Below are 16,728 nucleotides of genomic sequence, written 5' to 3'. Positions count from 1 at the left end.
GCCTAGTATAAAAAGTTATCCTTGGGGTATCGTGCCCCATGGATATCTTTGGCCAGATTGTAAAGCAGCACCCTAAGCTCCTCGACATTGGTTTTGTGCTTTGCCGAAATAAACACGCAGGGCGAATTGCTTTTGGCCATCCATGTTCGCTTTAAATCTTCAAGGCTAAAATTCTCTTTAGATACAGGCATGGCGTCAAACTCACTTTTCTCGATCCATTCGTAAGCATCAATCTTATTGAACACCAACAGCGTGGGTTTATCATCTGCCTTTAGCTCATGAAGGGTTCCGGTTACCACATCGAGCTGCTCCTCAAAGTTGGGATGGGAGATATCAACCACATGCACAAGCATATCGGCCTCACGCACCTCATCGAGGGTCGACTTAAAAGACTCGACTAGCTGATGCGGTAACTTGCGGATAAACCCAACGGTATCGGAAAGCAAAAAGGGCAAATTATCGACAACAACCTTACGCACAGTGGTATCGAGCGTGGCAAAGAGTTTATTCTCGGCAAACACCTCAGACTTGCTAAGCATATTCATTATGGTCGATTTGCCCACATTGGTGTACCCCACCAGGGCAACTCGCACCAAGGCGCCACGACTCTTTCGCTGTGTCGACATCTGCTTATCAATTCCCTCTAACTCCTTTTTCAACTTGGATATTCTGTCGCGAATAATCCTACGGTCGGTTTCTATCTCCGTTTCACCGGGGCCTCTAAGGCCAATTCCACCTCGCTGACGCTCAAGGTGAGTCCACATACGGGTAAGCCTTGGCAACAGGTACTGGTATTGAGCCAACTCCACCTGGGTTTTGGCGTAGGCAGTTTTTGCCCTCTGGGCAAATATATCGAGGATTAGATTGGTCCTATCGAGAATGCGTTTATTGAACTCACGCTCTAGGTTCCTAAGCTGTGAAGCCGACAGCTCATCGTCGAAAATAACGAGATCGATCTCGCGCTCCTCAACAAACTGCTTAATTTCATTCACCTTACCTGTACCAATAAAGGTACGAGAGTTGGGTGTAGTTAGCTTCTGCACAAACCGCTTAATCACTGTAGCCCCAGCAGTTTCTGCCAGAAAATCGAGCTCATTTAAATAGTCATCCACCAGGTTCTCGGGCTGCCCCTTAACCTGAACACCCACCAAAACGGCGGTTTCCTGATGCTTAACGGTCGAAATTGGTTCTATCATAATGTACCACCATACAAAAAACCCTGATCGCAATCAGGGTTTCTTTATTCAATATTTTATCGTAACAAATCTACTGTAGAACGAAAATAATTGGGATGTTGAACGATACCCTTACAGGCTTACCTCTTTGCATACCTGGCTTCCATTTAGGGCTAGACTCCACAACTCTAATGGCTTCTCTATCTAGCGCTGGGTCAACTCCACGAAGAATTCTAACATTACTTACATTTCCTGCTGGCTCAACAACAAACGAAAGGATAACCCTACCCTGGATACCGTTCTCGGCAGCAATCTCAGGATATTTAAGATTTCTGTTAATATACTCACGGAACTTATTAATGTCACCACCTTGGAAACTTGGCATATCCTCAACAATAACGAAAATCTCTTCCTCTTCAAACTCATCCTCGTCATCAACAAAGTTGATGATCTGCACGGCTACATCCTCATTAAATTCCATATCAAACAGGTCAACATCATCATCCAGATCAACATCATCCTCAACAATGTTAATTAACTCGATAACCTGCTGGGGTTGTGGTGGTGGTGGTGGTGGCTTAATCTCTTCCTGCTGCGTGATAGGTATCATCTCCTCTTCCACTACTATATCCTGCATTTGAGCAAGATCAGTGTTAATGCCTCCTGTAGAAGTCCACTCGAAAGCGGCAAGAATAAACAGCAACGAAAGCACTAAACCAATCTCTAGAAAGATTGTTTTCTTCTTCTGGAGATCGACTTTTGGATTTTTTTTCAGTTCCATACTGGTAATTTTTGAGCGGTATAAAATTTTTAACTATTCAAATAGAATACAAACCTATTACAAGAATGCAAAGCAACGAAAAAATCATTACAATTCAAACATTTTAACGAGTTAAATGCCTAAAAAGTTATTTTTGTTTGCATCAATTGCTATGCAAACAAAAAAATTTTTATACTTTTGCCCTGCGTTTGCAAAAAAGCAATTCGTAACGTTTTATTAAAACTTGGGGGTATAGCCTGTCTGCTCGGTTGCCTCGCAACAAGCAGGCTCAGTTGGCTAGTGTGTCCCGATGGTAATCGGGAAGGTCAGGGGTTAACCTAGAAAATAAACTTGGGGGTATAGCTCAGTTGGCTAGAGTGCTTGACTGGCAGTCAAGAGGTCAGGGGTTCGACTCCCCTTACCTCCACCAAGAAAACCAACCACTTACAGCGCTTTGCGAGGTAGGTGGTTTTTTTGTGTTACAAGTTTTTCACTCAAGAACTCATTCGAATCATCTCAAACGTAGTTATTTATAACTAAATTTGACAAAAAACAGGCTATGCAATACTCTCCAAAACACAATCGATACCAGCAAATGAAATACAACCGCTGCGGCAACAGCGGGCTAATGCTACCGGCCCTATCGCTTGGGCTATGGCACAACTTTGGCGATGTTGATGATTACGCACATTTCAGGGAAACCATTTGGGCGGCTTTTGATAATGGGGTAACCCATTTCGACTTGGCCAACAACTACGGCCCACCTCCTGGTTCGGCAGAGCGTAATTTTGGGCAGATTCTTAAGCAGGACTTGGCAAGCCACCGCGACGAGCTAATAGTATCAACCAAAGCAGGCTACCTAATGTGGGATGGACCTTACGGGGAGTGGGGCTCAAGGAAATATTTAATCGCCAGTCTTAACCAAAGCCTGAAAAGGATAGGGGTTGATTATGTTGATATATTCTACTCGCACCGGTACGACCCCAACACCCCGCTGGAGGAAACCATGGGCGCGTTGGATTTTGCCGTTAAGCAGGGCAAAGCCCTATACGTTGGCATTTCAAACTATCCAGCACGAGAAACACAAATGGCTGCTGAAATCTTAAGAAATATGGGCACACCCTGCCTAATCCATCAGCCCCGATACTCGATGCTCGACAGGTGGGTGGAACCCGAACTACTCAACATACTGGAGCAAGAGGGAATAGGCTGCATTGCCTTTTCGCCCTTGGCGCAAGGACTGCTCACCAACCGATATCTAAAGGGTATCCCTATGGATTCGAGAGCAGCAAAACCCCACGGTTTCTTAAAGGAGGAGAATATCACGCCTAACACATTAGAAAAGATAAAAGGGCTAAATGGAATTGCCGAGGAGCGTGAACAGTCGCTTGCACAAATGGCCATTGCATGGCTACTTAAAGACGAAAGGGTAACCTCGGTTTTGGTGGGAGCAAGTTCGAAAGAGCAACTTCTCGACAGCTTACAATCGCTAAAAAACCTCAACTTCTCGGACGATGAGCTCAGGAGTATTGAAAGAATACTAAACAAGTAGTAACCCTTGAGCACATATACATAGAGAGTTGCAAAAAACATTGCATTAAACCCATTAATTTTACCATTTGGGATAGCCAAAAAACTGAAGATTTAATTACATTTGCGCTGCTTTACTGCAAAGGGGAGATACCAAAGTGGCCAACTGGGGCAGACTGTAAATCTGCTGGCTTATGCCTTCGTAGGTTCGAATCCTGCTCTCCCCACACCCCAAATTGCGGGAGTAGCTCAGTGGTAGCCCGTCAACCGGCGGATCCCAAGCTGAGGGTCGTCTCGTTGTTTGCAACGAGATTTCCCGCTCAAAAAAAATCAAGCCAATCGGTAACGGTTGGCTTTTTTATTTTCCTGGCATATAACACATTAAACAGAAAATGAGGTCGCTCGGAGTAGGCGACCTCATTTCGGCTTTACAACAGGGCCATTGCCCTAATCGGAGGTTGATTATAATGTATCGATATCAATGCTTTGAGAGGTAGTCTTCTTACTTTCAACCACAACACCCTCAACAATGCCTAGCACCTGCGAGAACTCACCATCAACATTGGCAACAACTACCAAATCGTAAACACCAGGGGCTAAGAAGGCAATGTGGTACGAATTCTGGTCGCAAACCATATCGCTGCTTACAGCATTGGGGAAACGTGGGGATTCAAGGGCTGGCTCAACAGCCTCCGTCTCGGAGTAGGCTCCATCCTCATAGGCATACACCACAATCTCGCTACCCTCGGGTATGTTAACCACGCTACCCACAATCTTTCCCGCCTCATTATCAACAACCAAGCGGATGGTTGGCTTAAGCACGTAACGCTCCACGTTATGGCCAGTCCTAAGAACCGACTTGCGCACATCAAAATCGGCAGTTATATCAACCGAACCATTGGCCGGCACGTTAAAGGCCCCAACACCTTTGAAACCCGATTGCGATCCGCTGGGCACGAAAAGAGGTTCTGTGCTACCATCGGAAAACTCAACGTAACAACCTGGGGTTGTTGGCGCTCCCATCCCTCTCTCGGGCGCTTCAAGAATGAAGCGAATTTGAGTATAATGGCCAGCCTCCAGTTCAAGCGCACCAACCATTGCCGACTCGCCACGGGTTAGGTCAAGCAAGTTGTATACTTGTGGGCCCTCAAAATTTGGGAAGCTTTCAAAGTTGGCTCCACCCAAATGGTACTGCACATCAATTACCTTAATGTAAACGCCTACTATATCATCCGAGTCGATGGGGGCATCGGTGATGGATAGGTTTACTGTACCCTTGTCGTTTTCCTTTTCACATCCTGCAAAAAAGATGGCCGCTAGGGCTATAATCGCCAATACCATTGTGATTTTTTTCATCGCCTTAAAATTTAAATGATTAATAAATGAGAAACAAACCTTTTAACTACAAGACGATAGTGAAAAGGGAATGGTTGGAATGGGGTTAAAAAATATTGTATGCCACTGAAAAAGTAAGGTTTACAGAAGCATTTTGAGTCTTATTAAGGTAGAAAGGTATTAACTCATTTCCAGTGAACACATTGGTTAGGCCAACCTTGGCAAACACACCGGGGGTAAAGGTAAATTTTGAACCAAAAGGTATTGGATACTCGTACCCAAGAATTAGCCCGTAGTCATAATTTCCATACTCTGTATCGAGCACAAAAACTGCCTCGTCAACACTTTGCCTTGCGGTTTTCATTAATCCAAAGTAACCACCCAGCATTAGGGAGTGATTCGATGAAAGCCGATACTTAGCCTGCAACGATATGGTGTAGTAATCGAGCTCTAGCATGCTCGTAACGTACTTCCCGTTAAGGTACTCGTTGTACTGCTGCCTATTCTGGCTTAGCCAAAGGAACTCAGTCTGAAGTTTAAGGGAAGGGTTAACCTCGGCACCAAGCTGCACGCCAACATTGGAGGCAAATGTAATATTTGTATTGGTTAAGTCGTCGGGCTGAAGACCCATAAAGGTTTTGCTGCTGAGCAGCCAGGTGTTGGCCAGGTGGCCTGTTAAACCAACATACACGGATCTTAAGCCAGTTGTTTTGTCGTAGTAATCCTCCTCTTCAACCGGTAACTCTGCAATTGCATCAACAGCTACCCTTTCAGATATAGTAAAAGGAACATAACTTGCAGCTAGCATCTCTATCCTCTCCAGACCAACATCCACTTGCCCATTAACAGAGGATTTGCCAGGTTGTACTCCGTATTCATCAATCTCCTCAGCATCAAATTTCGTTGAGCGGGTAACGTCTGCTATTTGGTTTGGACCTGTCCCTTCGAGTGAATGGATATCCTTTGCTCCTTCACCATCCGAATATAATAACTCAGATGAGGGGGTTTCATCATAATTCACTGACGACTCAACAAGCTGTGATTGAGAAGAGATATTCCAGGGTTGATAAAGCAGCAAACCACCCAAGGCCAGGGCTAAAACAATCGATGCGGCTACAGCTAGGCGTGCATAAATAGGCTTCTTCTTGTTAACACTCAAATCGGACTCAATTTTGCTCCACACCAAATCTATATCAAGAGCATTCTGAATCCCCTCCCAAACGGCTTCGGGTGGAACCTCGGCATTGGCCTCAACAATCGATTTATACCATTTATCCAACTTCATACTAATCAACCTTTCCTAACCAGTCCTTTAGCAGGCTTCGCGCCCTATTGTACTGCGACTTTGATGTTCCTTCAGATATGTTCAGCTGCTCAGCTATCTCTCGATGGGTGTAACCCTCTACAGCAAAAAGATTAAACACCACCCTTGCCCCATCGGGCAGGCTATTGATATGATGAAGCACCTCACCCAGCTGCAGGTTTGGTAAAGCCTCATTATCGGTGTGTGTTGCTGTAGGAAAATCATCGTGCTCCAGCTTCTCAAGGCTTTGCCTTTGGCGTAAAAGATCTATAGCCGTTCGTACCACAATGCGCCTTATCCATCCCTCAAGCGAGCCATCTCCCCTAAAATCCTTAATGCTTCTAAAAACCTTGATGAAACCCTCCTGTAACATGTCCTGCGCTAGGGCTCGATCGCCAGCATAGCTCAAGCATATGCCATACATTTTAGGAGCAAACCGGCGATATAGGATCTCCTGATATCGTCTATTCTCCTGTTGGCAACCTTGTAAAACCTCCTCCTCGTTGTAAAGCTCAATGCTCATGGGCAAATTACTCAAACTCCACCGATATGGATTTGCTAAATCGGTTTGCTACTTGATTAAATACATCCACATTATTAAGCTGATTAATAAGTATAATCTCCTCGCCTCCTTGCACAACCCTGTTGGCATTGGCAATAACTCCTGGGTTCAAAAACCTGAAAAGAAATTCAGTATCAACAATTACCCTGGCATTGCTCACCTTCTCTTTGCTAAGTATAATATTTGTTCCCTCTTTGGGCTTTGCCTTAATAGCTATTTCTTCGGTGTAGGCATACTCAAAATGTATGGGAATAACATTTGATTGCCCATAGGAAAAAGCCCCCTCAAGCCTAAACGGAATGTCGGTTCCATTTACCAAATGCAGAGTTATATCTACCCGATTGTACTCTCCCTGAGGTATATCAAAATCGACCTTAATGTTGGATGATTGTGACTCGAGTTGCGAAACTATAGCCTCAGAGAAGTTCGATATAAAGTAAACATCCTTCCCATGGCTCCGCCTCCCGTCAAACTCAATGGCATCAACACGAAGCACTCCGCTTTCGATGGCATATCGGTTTGGGGAGGGAACATTGCTCTTCTGCCCACCCTGCGCAGGATCCTCATTCTGGAACGTAACCATTCCAAATTCGAAATGAACTGTTGCAGGCAATGTAAGCTCATCCTTACATGACCCAAAAACAACGGTAGCTACAGCTACAAAAACAGCTAAAAACCTTTTGGCATCCATACGGCACAGCAATAAAGTTTGGGTTCTACAATTAAAGACGAAAAAAGATAAAGAAAGGTTGGAACAACATTCAATTCAAAAGTAAAAATACAACATTACTGGTCGTCAACCCTGTAGAAAGCATACTCTTTTACATAAACTTAAACTTCTATTGATAAAATATGTTGTACCTTTGTACCGACGAAATAAATTTTGATTACAAGATGAAGAATAGCGACAGATGCTCATTTTGTGGCCGCCCCAGGAAGGAGACAAATCTACTGGTTGCTGGTGCCGATGCATTTATTTGCGACCTATGCGCCGAGCAAGCAAATCTGATTGTAAGGGAGGAACTCAAAAAAAAGGGCGATTTTAAACTGAGCAAAAGCAAACTGCTAAAACCAATTGAAATTAAGCAGTTTTTAGATCAGTATGTGATTGGTCAAGATGAGGCAAAAAAATACTTATCCGTTGCGGTTTACAACCACTACAAACGCCTACTCCAACCCAACACCAACGATGATGTGGAGATTGAAAAGTCGAACATACTGTTTGTGGGCGAAACAGGAACAGGCAAAACCCTTTTGGCTCGTACCATAGCTAGGATGCTGCACGTTCCCTTCACCATTGTCGATGCCACAGTGCTAACCGAGGCTGGCTACGTAGGCGAAGATGTTGAGAGTATCCTAACCCGACTGCTACAAGCGGCCGACTATAATGTGGAAGCAGCCGAAAAAGGCATCGTTTTTATAGACGAAATAGATAAGATTGCTCGCAAGAGTGACAACCCATCCATAACCCGCGACGTTTCGGGCGAGGGCGTTCAGCAAGCTATGCTTAAGCTGCTCGAGGGATCGAAGGTAAACGTACCACCCCAAGGAGGACGCAAGCATCCCGAGCAGAAAATGATTGAGGTGGACACCAAGAACGTACTGTTTATATGTGGCGGGGCGTTCGAGGGGATTCAGAAAAAGATTGCTCAACGTCTAAACACGCAAGTGGTGGGCTATGGCGCTAGTAAGCATCGCGATCAGGTTGACAACAACAACTTGTTACAGTACATATCTCCTCAGGATCTGCGCGCTTACGGGCTAATACCTGAAATTATTGGGCGACTTCCGGTTATAACATTCTTAAACCCGCTCGACCGAGAAACACTTCGGAACATCCTAACCGAGCCTAAGAATGCCATTATAAAGCAGTACGAGAAGCTTTTCGACTACGATGAAATTAAGCTGGAGATTAAACCCGATGTGCTGGATTACATTGTAGATAAGGCCATTGAGTTTAAACTTGGTGCAAGGGGACTAAGATCAATCTGTGAGATTATTATGATTGATGCAATGTTTGAGCTACCATCGGGTAAAGAAAAGGAAATTGTTATCACCTTGGAGTACGCCCACAAAAAGTTGGAAAAAGCCAATATCAAAAGGCTGAAGGCAGCCTAGGGTCTACGCTCCAAATCAACGTAAGTATATTCAAGCCCATCGGTTTCGGTGGGCTTTCCTTTTTCGGAGCGCACCTCTTGCCACTCATCAGAGATAATCTCAGGGAAACTCACATCGCCCTCGTAGCTACGATGCACATTAGTTAGGTATAGCTTGGTGGCCAAAGGGAGTGCCTGCCTATACAGCTCACCTCCACCAATAATAAACACCTCGCTATCGGCCGCTGCAAATTTAATCGCTTCATCAAGAGAATGCACAACCTGAGCACCCTCGGCCTGGTAGTTCTTGTTTCGAGTTACCACCACGCTTGTTCGTCCGGGTAACGGCCTGCCAATTGACTCCCACGTTTTGCGCCCCATGATGATATGGTGCCCCATGGTAAGCGCCTTAAAGCGCTTAAGATCGCCAGGGATATGCCAGATTAGCTGGTTATCGTTTCCTATTACATTATTCTCGGCCACTGCTACTATAATCGAAATATCCATTACCTGTAAAATCATTTGATTACTAAACGGCTACCTTGCCCTTGATATGGGGATGCGGATCGTACCCCTCCAGCTTAAAATCTTCGTACTTAAAATCGAAAATCGACTTAACCTCTGGATTTATAACCATGGTGGGCAGCTTACGGGGCTCTCGGGTTAGCTGTAGCTTCACTTGCTCTATATGGTTAGAGTAGATATGCACATCGCCAAAGGTGTGGACAAAATCGCCGTGCTTTAGCCCGGTAACCTGCGCCATCATAAGGGTGAGTAGTGCGTAAGAGGCTATATTGAATGGTACACCCAGAAAAACATCGGCGCTTCGCTGGTATAGCTGGCACGATAGCTTGCCATTGGCAACGTAAAACTGAAATAGTATATGGCAGGGTGGCAATGCCATCCGATCGATATCGCCCACATTCCAAGCACACACCAGATGTCGTCTTGAGTCGGGGTTGTTTACAATGGAGTTCACAACCTGCGTGATTTGATCAATTTGGCTCCCATCATGAGCTGGCCAGCTGCGCCACTGGTGCCCATACACTGGGCCTAGGTTGCCATCCTTGTCGGCCCACTCATTCCAAATGGAAACGCCGTGGTCGTTAAGGTACTTTATATTTGTATCGCCCTGCAGAAACCACAGCAACTCGTAGATTATTGATTTCAGATGGAGCTTCTTGGTGGTGAGCAGGGGAAATCCTTGCTGCAGGTCGAACCGCATTTGATGTCCAAAAAGGCTAATGGTACCTGTACCGGTTCTATCCTCCTTTTTTACGCCATTCTCAAGTATATTGTCTAGCAAATCAAGGTATTGCTTCATATCTACTGTTTGTTTTAGCAGATGTAAAAGTAGGCTATTTGGCCCTATTATCAAAAAAGAAAATTGGGGAGATATTGATTAGGGCTTTGCCCACCACAACCACCAGCGCCTAAACCAAACCACGGCTGCGGCAATCACTAACCTTGGAATCAGAATCCATAGGGCAGGTGCACCTATGGCCACAAACAGCAGCATATCCTCAAGATTTGAGTGCGATAGGGCGATATGGTAGTTGAGCAAATCGGCATCGCGCTTGGTAACCGTTCCGTTACGCACCTCCTGCACCATCACGGCCGAACCGTAGGCTAACCCCAGAATATTGGCCACAATCCATAGAAACGATGTGCTTGGAGGCAAACCAAAAAGCTTTAGGGCTGGGCTAAATACTTTTGAAAGTACCCTAATTGCGCCAAACTCCTTAAGCAGCTGCTGCATAACCATAAGCAGGGTAACCAGCATAGTAATTTTTAGGGTAAGGATAACCGCCGATTTTGCCCACCCAACAATGAAGGGGATAAATTCGGTAGCTGCTTGAACGTTTGCCGCAGGAATAAACCCCTGCATTTGTGGGGGTAGCATCCAGTTTAGGGCAAAGCCAGTGATGATTGCCATCGAAACGCGGAGCAATACAATATGCCATGCCTTTGACCCTGTTTTGGCCTGCACTGCTGTTTCAACAAACAAGTTATGAGCAATAAGGCACATCACGGCCAGAATGGTTATTTCCCTTATGGTTAAGGGCAATTGGGTCATAACTGCAATGGCCGAGTAGATATTTAGAAAGAGTGATGTAATAAAAACTAGAGAGGCCTCGCCAGGCAAGCCCATCAATCCAAATATTGGATTAAGGAAATTGGCCACGTAACCAACCACTCCAAAAAAGTTTAGGAGCGATACAACCAACGACAAGGGTATGGTAATTTTCACTAACCAAACCGCCGTTTTTAATGCCGGAGGCACAGCGAGCCTAGCTCCGCTTAAAGCCCTTTGCCAAATACTATTAGTTGTAGACCGCTGAACCTTGGGAATGTCTTTCATATATTGATTTTGCCTTAGGCTTGCTTCGACATAGCGACTAGCCAAAGGTTTATGTAAAAGCACAAAATAATTCTGGGCAAGTTATATGCAGGTAGCTAGCCTTTAAGTGAGTAAATAAAGGTTTAACTATTAAACCTAATTGCTATGCCTCGGCAATAGGTTCCGAGTTGCTATCGGAAGTGAATCGGCAGAGGTTCATCTTTTGGCCCTCCCAAACCGAGTAGGTATTGTTCACAATCCAATCGCCAAGCATCACAAGGCTGGAGCCACTGCCTAAAGGATGAATGGTTGGTGCATGCCAATGGCCAAAAACGAAGTAATCGTAATGCTGATTAAGCAGGGTTTGGCGTGCAAACCTTGTTATTAGCTCATCATCGCCCCTAAACTGGTAAGTTATATCCTTGGAGTAGCGGCTGCTAACGGACCACTTATTGCCCAGCCAAAGGGCAAAGTTTGGATGCAATCGAGAAAACATCCATTGTAGAACCTTACTGGTAAATATTCCCTTAAGCAGCTTGTAGCCATAATCGCCCTTACCTAGCCCATCGCCATGACCTATGAAAAATGATTTGCCATCGAATTCTCGCACGATAGGGTTACGGTGAATCTTCACACCTAGCTCCTGCTCAAAGTATCCAAACATCCACACATCATGGTTGCCTGTGAAAAAATGCACTGGGATACCCGAATCGGTTAGCTCTGCAATTTTTCCGAGAACACGGGTGAAGCCCTTGGGTATGACCCTTTTGTACTCGTACCAAAAGTCGAAAATATCGCCTACCAAAAAAACCTCTTGCGCATCATGCTTAATGGTATCGAGCCATTTCACAAATAGCATTTCTCTGTCACGCCCTTCCTCAATACTGGGCAGTCCCAGGTGAATATCGGATGCAAAGTAGATTTTGGTTTTGGTCATCGCTTGGCCTATAGCAGCTCCTTGATTTTTCGTTCCAAATCGCGGCCATAAAGGTTCTTGGCGGCTATCTCAAAATTACGGTCGATTATGTAGTTGGCGGGTAACCTTGTTACGTTGTACATACCGGCAGCAACCGATCCGTTGGGGTCGAGCTCGCTAACATTTATCCAGGGTAATCCGGCCGATTCTATAGCGGCTAACCATGCCTCGCGCTCAACATCGAGCGACACCTGAAATATCTCAAACCCTCTTCCCCTGTACTGCCTATAAAGCTCAAGCAGTTCTCTATTCTCAAGCAAATTCTCCTGACTAAACGATGCCCAAAAGTCGAGCAGAATAACCTTGCCCCTTAGCGAAGATAGGCTTACGGTATCGCCCTTAGCATTGGGTAACGCTATTTCGGGTAGGGTTGACTGAACATTCTGTACCAGCTCCTGTAGCCTATGCGAACGAATAACCCTTTCCTGATTTTTTATATCCTGCAACATCCCCTTTGCGTAGTCGGAATCGGGGTAGCGAGCAATAAGCGATGAGGCCACCACCTTAAAAAGCTGCACATCCTCGGCACTCTCAAACACAAATCGATCGTCGCTAACCTTTTGGTATAGTGCCATCACGCTTGCCCTCGACATGGGGTTATCCCATATAAATTGAGTGCTAAACTCCCTTTGTCTATCAATAGCAGCCTCATACTCCGCATTCAGACTTTGCCTTTCGGCGGGTGCTGTTGCCTTGCTCAACAGAACATTAAGCGAATCGAGGGTTTTAACTGTTTGGGCCAATCGCCTTGTGAGGGCCTGAGTTTTTAGCGACTCATCGGCACCCGATACGGTATAGTTGGAAAAGCGCTTCAAATCAACCTCAACCGCAGCGTTCTCGGCAGGCTCAAGCAGCAGTACCATAAATTGGTTTCGCCTACCCTCGAAGCGAAGCTGGAAGAATGTGGGCTCGGTTAGTTCGCCCACCTTAAACCTAAACGTAGATTTTTTTGGTGAAATCTTGATGGTCTCAAGCAGCTCTGTTTTTGCAAAATCCTGACGCAGGATAGAAACCTGCATTAGGGTGTCAATGCCTTCTACTTTACCTTCGATTTTAGATTGCTTATCATCTGTGCAAGACAAGGCCAAAACCATTGTGGATACAGCTATAAAAAGAAATTTGAGGAGTGCTCTTGTGTTCATTATGCGATGAAATTAATTTTCAGTTTTTCTATTTTCGGGGTCAAATTTAGGGAAATTTGCCTAGAAACAAGCATTATTTTGTACTAGCAGGGAATGATGCCCTATCGAAGTAGCTTGCTAAGCACCTCGTCGAGATCAGAGGTTTTAATATTTCGCGAACGAATCACACCATTCCTATCCACCAAGTAATTCGAGGGTATACTGTTGATGCTCAACGAATCGAGTATGGGCGACTCCCACTGCTTGTAGTCAGTTGCTACCAGCCAAGGTATACTATCATTAGTATACCACTGGTTAAGCGCTTCTGCATCCGTATCGAGCGACACCTGAAGGATTTGAAAACCACGGTGAGCATATTTCTGGTGAATATCCCTCAACCTGCTCATACTTTTTTGGCAATCGTTACACCAGAGTGCCCAAAAATCGATAAGTACAAATCTTGATCTCATCTCAGAAAGAGAAATGGTATCGCCCGTAAGCAAGGGGTAATCCAACTTAGGAATGACCTCTCCCTCGTTTAGCATATCTTGTCGCTTATCGTAAAGTTTAAGCTGGTTGCTAATCATCTTCACATTCTTGTGCAGATTTTCCACAAGCAGATTGTTAGGGTATAAAGGGTAAAGGGAGGAGTCAACCAGCTGGAAAAGGGCAAAATCGTCTCGACTGCTTAGCACGTGCGTTCGCCTATCGTACTGCTGATACAAGGCAAGTATCGACGAAAGGCTGTATCTATTCTCCATAATAAAGTTCACCGTGTAGCGCTTATGCTCCCTTATGGTTTTATCGTATGCGCTATCAATTAGAGGTTTAATGGTATCGAACCGAGGCAACTCACGGCTTTCCCGAAACTGTTTCGATAGCGAGTCAATGGTTCCAATGGTTTGGTTTAGCCTAAAGTTAAGGTCGCGCACCAATCGAGACCCCTTTGACCCCGACACGGTGTAATCTCTCGACAAGTTCCCAGAAACACCCTTAACCACTATCTCCTCCTTGGGTTCAACCAGTAAAATAATGGGTTCAGCCTCGCCCTCTAGCTGTAGCAGAACAAATTTTGGACTAGTAGCACTAAGCGAGAGTTCAAACTCACCCTGCTTATCGGCTTTGGTTGAGTCAATGGCACTAATCACATCATGACCCGTTTCTCTGAGATAAACCTTTTTGTGAGCAGCCCCACTTACTTTACCCTCAATGACAATGTGGTTAGGTGCTTTACCACACGAGGCCATTAAGAAAAGGAGGATTAAAACGAAAAACTTACTGGCCAACTTATACAGATTTTTTAAAGTCATTGGATTATATATGTTTAGTGCAATTGTTTGCGGCAAAAATAATCAAAATATAATAGAGATTTAATTTGACCTATACCTAAAATATCGTAATTTGTATAAGCTAATTAGGACGGTGTAAACAGCTAACACTCATTAGCAAACCTATGCATTACTAAGGTTACATTTTTTCAAGCTAATAATTTGATCAACTAATTGTAAATACCTGCTAATGCTATGCGTTAATTTCTTCTCCAAAATATCATCAATAATAAATACTGGTTATGAGCTACCTCGTTTTTGAAAAGAGTGAACTGGTAAACCTAGAATACTCCCTTAACAGGGAGATCCTCAGCACCAACCGTGCCGGAGGCTATTTTAGCACAACCATAGTGCTTTGCAACACCCGCAAATACCACGGGCTCATGGTACTCCCCCTCGATCAGTTTGACGGCGAGAACCACGTCCTGCTCTCATCGGTCGACGAAACCATTGTGCAGCATGGCAAGGATTTTAACTTGGGCATTCATCGTTTCCCTGGCATATACGAGCCTCGCGGACACAAGTATATCATCGATTTCAATTACGAACCCACACCCAAGATAACATACCGTGTGGGTGGTGTGATACTCGAAAAAGAGCTACTCTTTGTTCACAACGAGGAGCAGTTCATGATTCGATACACTCTCAAAGAAGCTCACAGCCCCACCAGGATTAAGATTAAACCTTTTCTTGCCTTCAGGAATGCTCATAAGCTTTCCAAGTCGAATCTGTTTGCCGACAAACGTTATCGCGAAATCCAAAATGGAGTGAAATACAAGCTTTACCAAGGATTTCCTTACCTACATATGCAGCTAAACAAACAGAACGAGTTTGTTGCAGTACCCGACTGGTACTACAACGTTGAGTACAAAGAGGAGATAAATAGAGGATACGAGGGCCACGAGGATCTGTTTGTACCGGGTTACTTCGAGGTTCCCATCAAAAAGGGCGAAAGCATAATCTTCTCAGCAGCAACCACAGAGCAGCAAACCAATTCGCTAACCCGTAAGTTTAATGCCGAGGTCAGCAAAAGGCCGCTAAAGGATAGTATGGAGCACTGCCTTAGCAACGCTGCTCAACAATTTATAGTTAAAAGAAATCGGAAGACCGAGGTTATTGCAGGCTTCCCATGGTTTGGTCGCTGGGGTCGCGATACGTTTATTGCTCTACCGGGGCTAACGCTGGCCATTGACGATCCTAAGTCATGCAAAGACGTTCTGGACACCATGTCGAGGGAGCTTAAGGATGGCTTATTCCCAAATATGGGTAATGCCACCTCATCGGCATTCAACTCTGTTGATGCTCCCCTATGGTACTTCTGGGCCGTGCATATGTATGCCGATTACACAAATAGCTACGAGGAGGTGTGGAAGTTGTACGGCAAAAAGATGAAGGGAATACTTAATGCCTACCGAAGCGGACAACTCCCATACAATATTGGGATGCACCAAAATGGCTTGATTTGGGCTGGCGATAAGGGCGTAGCATTAACATGGATGGATGCCGTGGTACACGGATTGCCCGCTACCCCACGAACCGGGTATCAGGTTGAGATCAATGCGCTTTGGTACAACGCTATAATGACCACCATTGGGCTAGCCAAAACGTTTAAGGACAACAAGTTTGCCAGCGAGTGGGAACCACTTGCTCAACAGGTAGCAGAGTCGTTTAGAGATACATTCTGGTACGATGCCAAGCAGTACCTCGCCGATTATGTTGACGAGAAAGGACAAAATATCGATGTAAGGCCAAACCAAGTATTTGCCACATCGCTCCCATACAGCCCCATTACCGATGAAATGAAAAGGGGCGTTCTAGACGTTGTTCACCGCGAACTTTTCACGCCTAAAGGGCTAAGAACCCTTGCACCCAAAAACCCTCGATATGCTGGGAAGTACGAAGGCGATCAGGCAACGCGCGATAACGCCTACCATCAGGGTACGGCCTGGCCATGGTTACTTGGGCATTTCATTGAGGGTTACTACAAAATTCACGGTAAAACGGCCAATGCCATTGCAAAATCAGTGCTCGACTCCCTCTGCGAGGACATGTCGAAGCATGGGGTTTGCGGCATTGCCGAAGTGTATGACGGTGATCCACCTCAGCGCCCCAATGGATGCATATCGCAGGCATGGAGTGTTGCCGAAGTGCTTCGAATAAAAAGGATGTACGATAAAAACATAAAACCCTAAACAATTGGC

At 45.2% G+C, this 16,728-nt stretch carries 15 protein-coding genes and 2 tRNA genes; 5 read left to right on the top strand and 12 right to left on the bottom strand.

The genetic code is table 11. The features are described 5' to 3' along the window. Nucleotides 1-2 precede the first annotated feature (2 nt). On the bottom strand, nt 3-1,196 hold the full coding sequence (gene hflX / locus G8O23_RS04295) for a GTPase HflX (RefSeq protein WP_166362127.1): 1,194 nt from the start codon (nt 1,194-1,196) through the stop codon (nt 3-5). A gap of 70 nt (nt 1,197-1,266) precedes the next feature. Further along, on the bottom strand, nt 1,267-1,956 hold the full coding sequence (locus G8O23_RS04290; RefSeq protein ID WP_166362125.1) for an energy transducer TonB: 690 nt from the start codon (nt 1,954-1,956) through the stop codon (nt 1,267-1,269). A 332-nt stretch (nt 1,957-2,288) separates the two neighbouring features. Between G8O23_RS04290 and G8O23_RS04285 the strand changes: the two genes are divergently transcribed. From G8O23_RS04285 to G8O23_RS04275, 3 genes are all read left to right on the top strand, one after another. Continuing rightward, nucleotides 2,289-2,365 (top strand) — tRNA-Ala (locus tag G8O23_RS04285). 129 nt (nt 2,366-2,494) lie between these two features. Continuing rightward, nucleotides 2,495-3,487: an L-glyceraldehyde 3-phosphate reductase gene (mgrA, locus tag G8O23_RS04280; protein WP_166362123.1), complete on the top strand. Its 993-nt coding sequence runs from the start codon at nt 2,495-2,497 to the stop codon at nt 3,485-3,487. Between the two features lie 122 nt (nt 3,488-3,609). Continuing rightward, nucleotides 3,610-3,692 (top strand) — tRNA-Tyr (locus tag G8O23_RS04275). 235 nt (nt 3,693-3,927) lie between these two features. On the opposite strand, the gene G8O23_RS04270 is transcribed toward G8O23_RS04275, so the two are convergent. From G8O23_RS04270 to G8O23_RS04255, 4 genes are all read right to left on the bottom strand, one after another. Further along, the gene (locus tag G8O23_RS04270; protein ID WP_166362121.1) at nt 3,928-4,821 is read right to left on the bottom strand and encodes a DUF4382 domain-containing protein; all 894 of its coding nucleotides are present in this window, start codon (nt 4,819-4,821) and stop codon (nt 3,928-3,930) included. Nucleotides 4,822-4,906: 85 nt separating this feature from the next. Next, complete coding sequence (locus G8O23_RS04265; RefSeq protein WP_166362119.1) at nt 4,907-6,085, bottom strand: outer membrane beta-barrel protein; 1,179 nt, start codon at nt 6,083-6,085, stop codon at nt 4,907-4,909. A gap of 1 nt (nt 6,086) precedes the next feature. Then, nucleotides 6,087-6,626: an RNA polymerase sigma factor gene (locus G8O23_RS04260; protein ID WP_166362117.1), complete on the bottom strand. Its 540-nt coding sequence runs from the start codon at nt 6,624-6,626 to the stop codon at nt 6,087-6,089. A 7-nt stretch (nt 6,627-6,633) separates the two neighbouring features. Beyond that, nucleotides 6,634-7,356, bottom strand: coding sequence for a hypothetical protein (locus G8O23_RS04255; protein WP_166362115.1), 723 nt, complete (start codon nt 7,354-7,356; stop codon nt 6,634-6,636). A gap of 203 nt (nt 7,357-7,559) precedes the next feature. Here G8O23_RS04255 and clpX point away from each other — a divergent pair, with 203 nt between their 5' ends. Next, nucleotides 7,560-8,783 (top strand): ATP-dependent Clp protease ATP-binding subunit ClpX, encoded by a 1,224-nt coding sequence (gene clpX / locus G8O23_RS04250; protein ID WP_166362113.1) that lies wholly within the window; start codon nt 7,560-7,562, stop codon nt 8,781-8,783. On the opposite strand, the gene G8O23_RS04245 is transcribed toward clpX, so the two are convergent. The 6 genes from G8O23_RS04245 to G8O23_RS04220 form a co-directional block, all read right to left on the bottom strand. Further along, on the bottom strand, nt 8,780-9,268 hold the full coding sequence (locus G8O23_RS04245) for a dihydrofolate reductase (protein WP_166362111.1): 489 nt from the start codon (nt 9,266-9,268) through the stop codon (nt 8,780-8,782). The two genes, clpX and G8O23_RS04245, sit on opposite strands and share 4 nt — an antisense overlap. A 22-nt stretch (nt 9,269-9,290) precedes the next feature. Further along, nucleotides 9,291-10,085 carry a thymidylate synthase gene (locus G8O23_RS04240; RefSeq protein WP_166362109.1) on the bottom strand — a complete coding sequence of 265 codons (795 nt, stop codon included), beginning with the start codon at nt 10,083-10,085 and terminating at the stop codon, nt 9,291-9,293. 78 nt (nt 10,086-10,163) lie between these two features. Then, nucleotides 10,164-11,123 (bottom strand): nucleoside recognition domain-containing protein, encoded by a 960-nt coding sequence (locus tag G8O23_RS04235; RefSeq protein WP_166362107.1) that lies wholly within the window; start codon nt 11,121-11,123, stop codon nt 10,164-10,166. Between the two features lie 142 nt (nt 11,124-11,265). Continuing rightward, nucleotides 11,266-12,039, bottom strand: coding sequence for a UDP-2,3-diacylglucosamine diphosphatase (locus G8O23_RS04230; protein WP_166362105.1), 774 nt, complete (start codon nt 12,037-12,039; stop codon nt 11,266-11,268). Between the two features lie 8 nt (nt 12,040-12,047). After that, complete coding sequence (locus G8O23_RS04225) at nt 12,048-13,220, bottom strand: peroxiredoxin family protein (protein WP_166362103.1); 1,173 nt, start codon at nt 13,218-13,220, stop codon at nt 12,048-12,050. Between the two features lie 101 nt (nt 13,221-13,321). Then, nucleotides 13,322-14,509 (bottom strand): TlpA disulfide reductase family protein, encoded by a 1,188-nt coding sequence (locus G8O23_RS04220; RefSeq protein WP_166362101.1) that lies wholly within the window; start codon nt 14,507-14,509, stop codon nt 13,322-13,324. A gap of 260 nt (nt 14,510-14,769) precedes the next feature. On the opposite strand from G8O23_RS04220, the gene G8O23_RS04215 reads away from it, so the two are divergent. Continuing rightward, nucleotides 14,770-16,719 (top strand): amylo-alpha-1,6-glucosidase, encoded by a 1,950-nt coding sequence (locus tag G8O23_RS04215; protein WP_166362099.1) that lies wholly within the window; start codon nt 14,770-14,772, stop codon nt 16,717-16,719. The last annotated feature ends 9 nt before the right edge of the window (nt 16,720-16,728 follow it).

It is taken from the genome of Perlabentimonas gracilis, assembly GCF_011174675.1.
Taxonomy (GTDB): Bacteria; Bacteroidota; Bacteroidia; order Bacteroidales; family Tenuifilaceae; genus Perlabentimonas; species Perlabentimonas gracilis.
The sequence above is the reverse complement of the archived record's forward strand: the minus strand, read 5'-3'. Positions and strand labels throughout refer to the sequence as shown.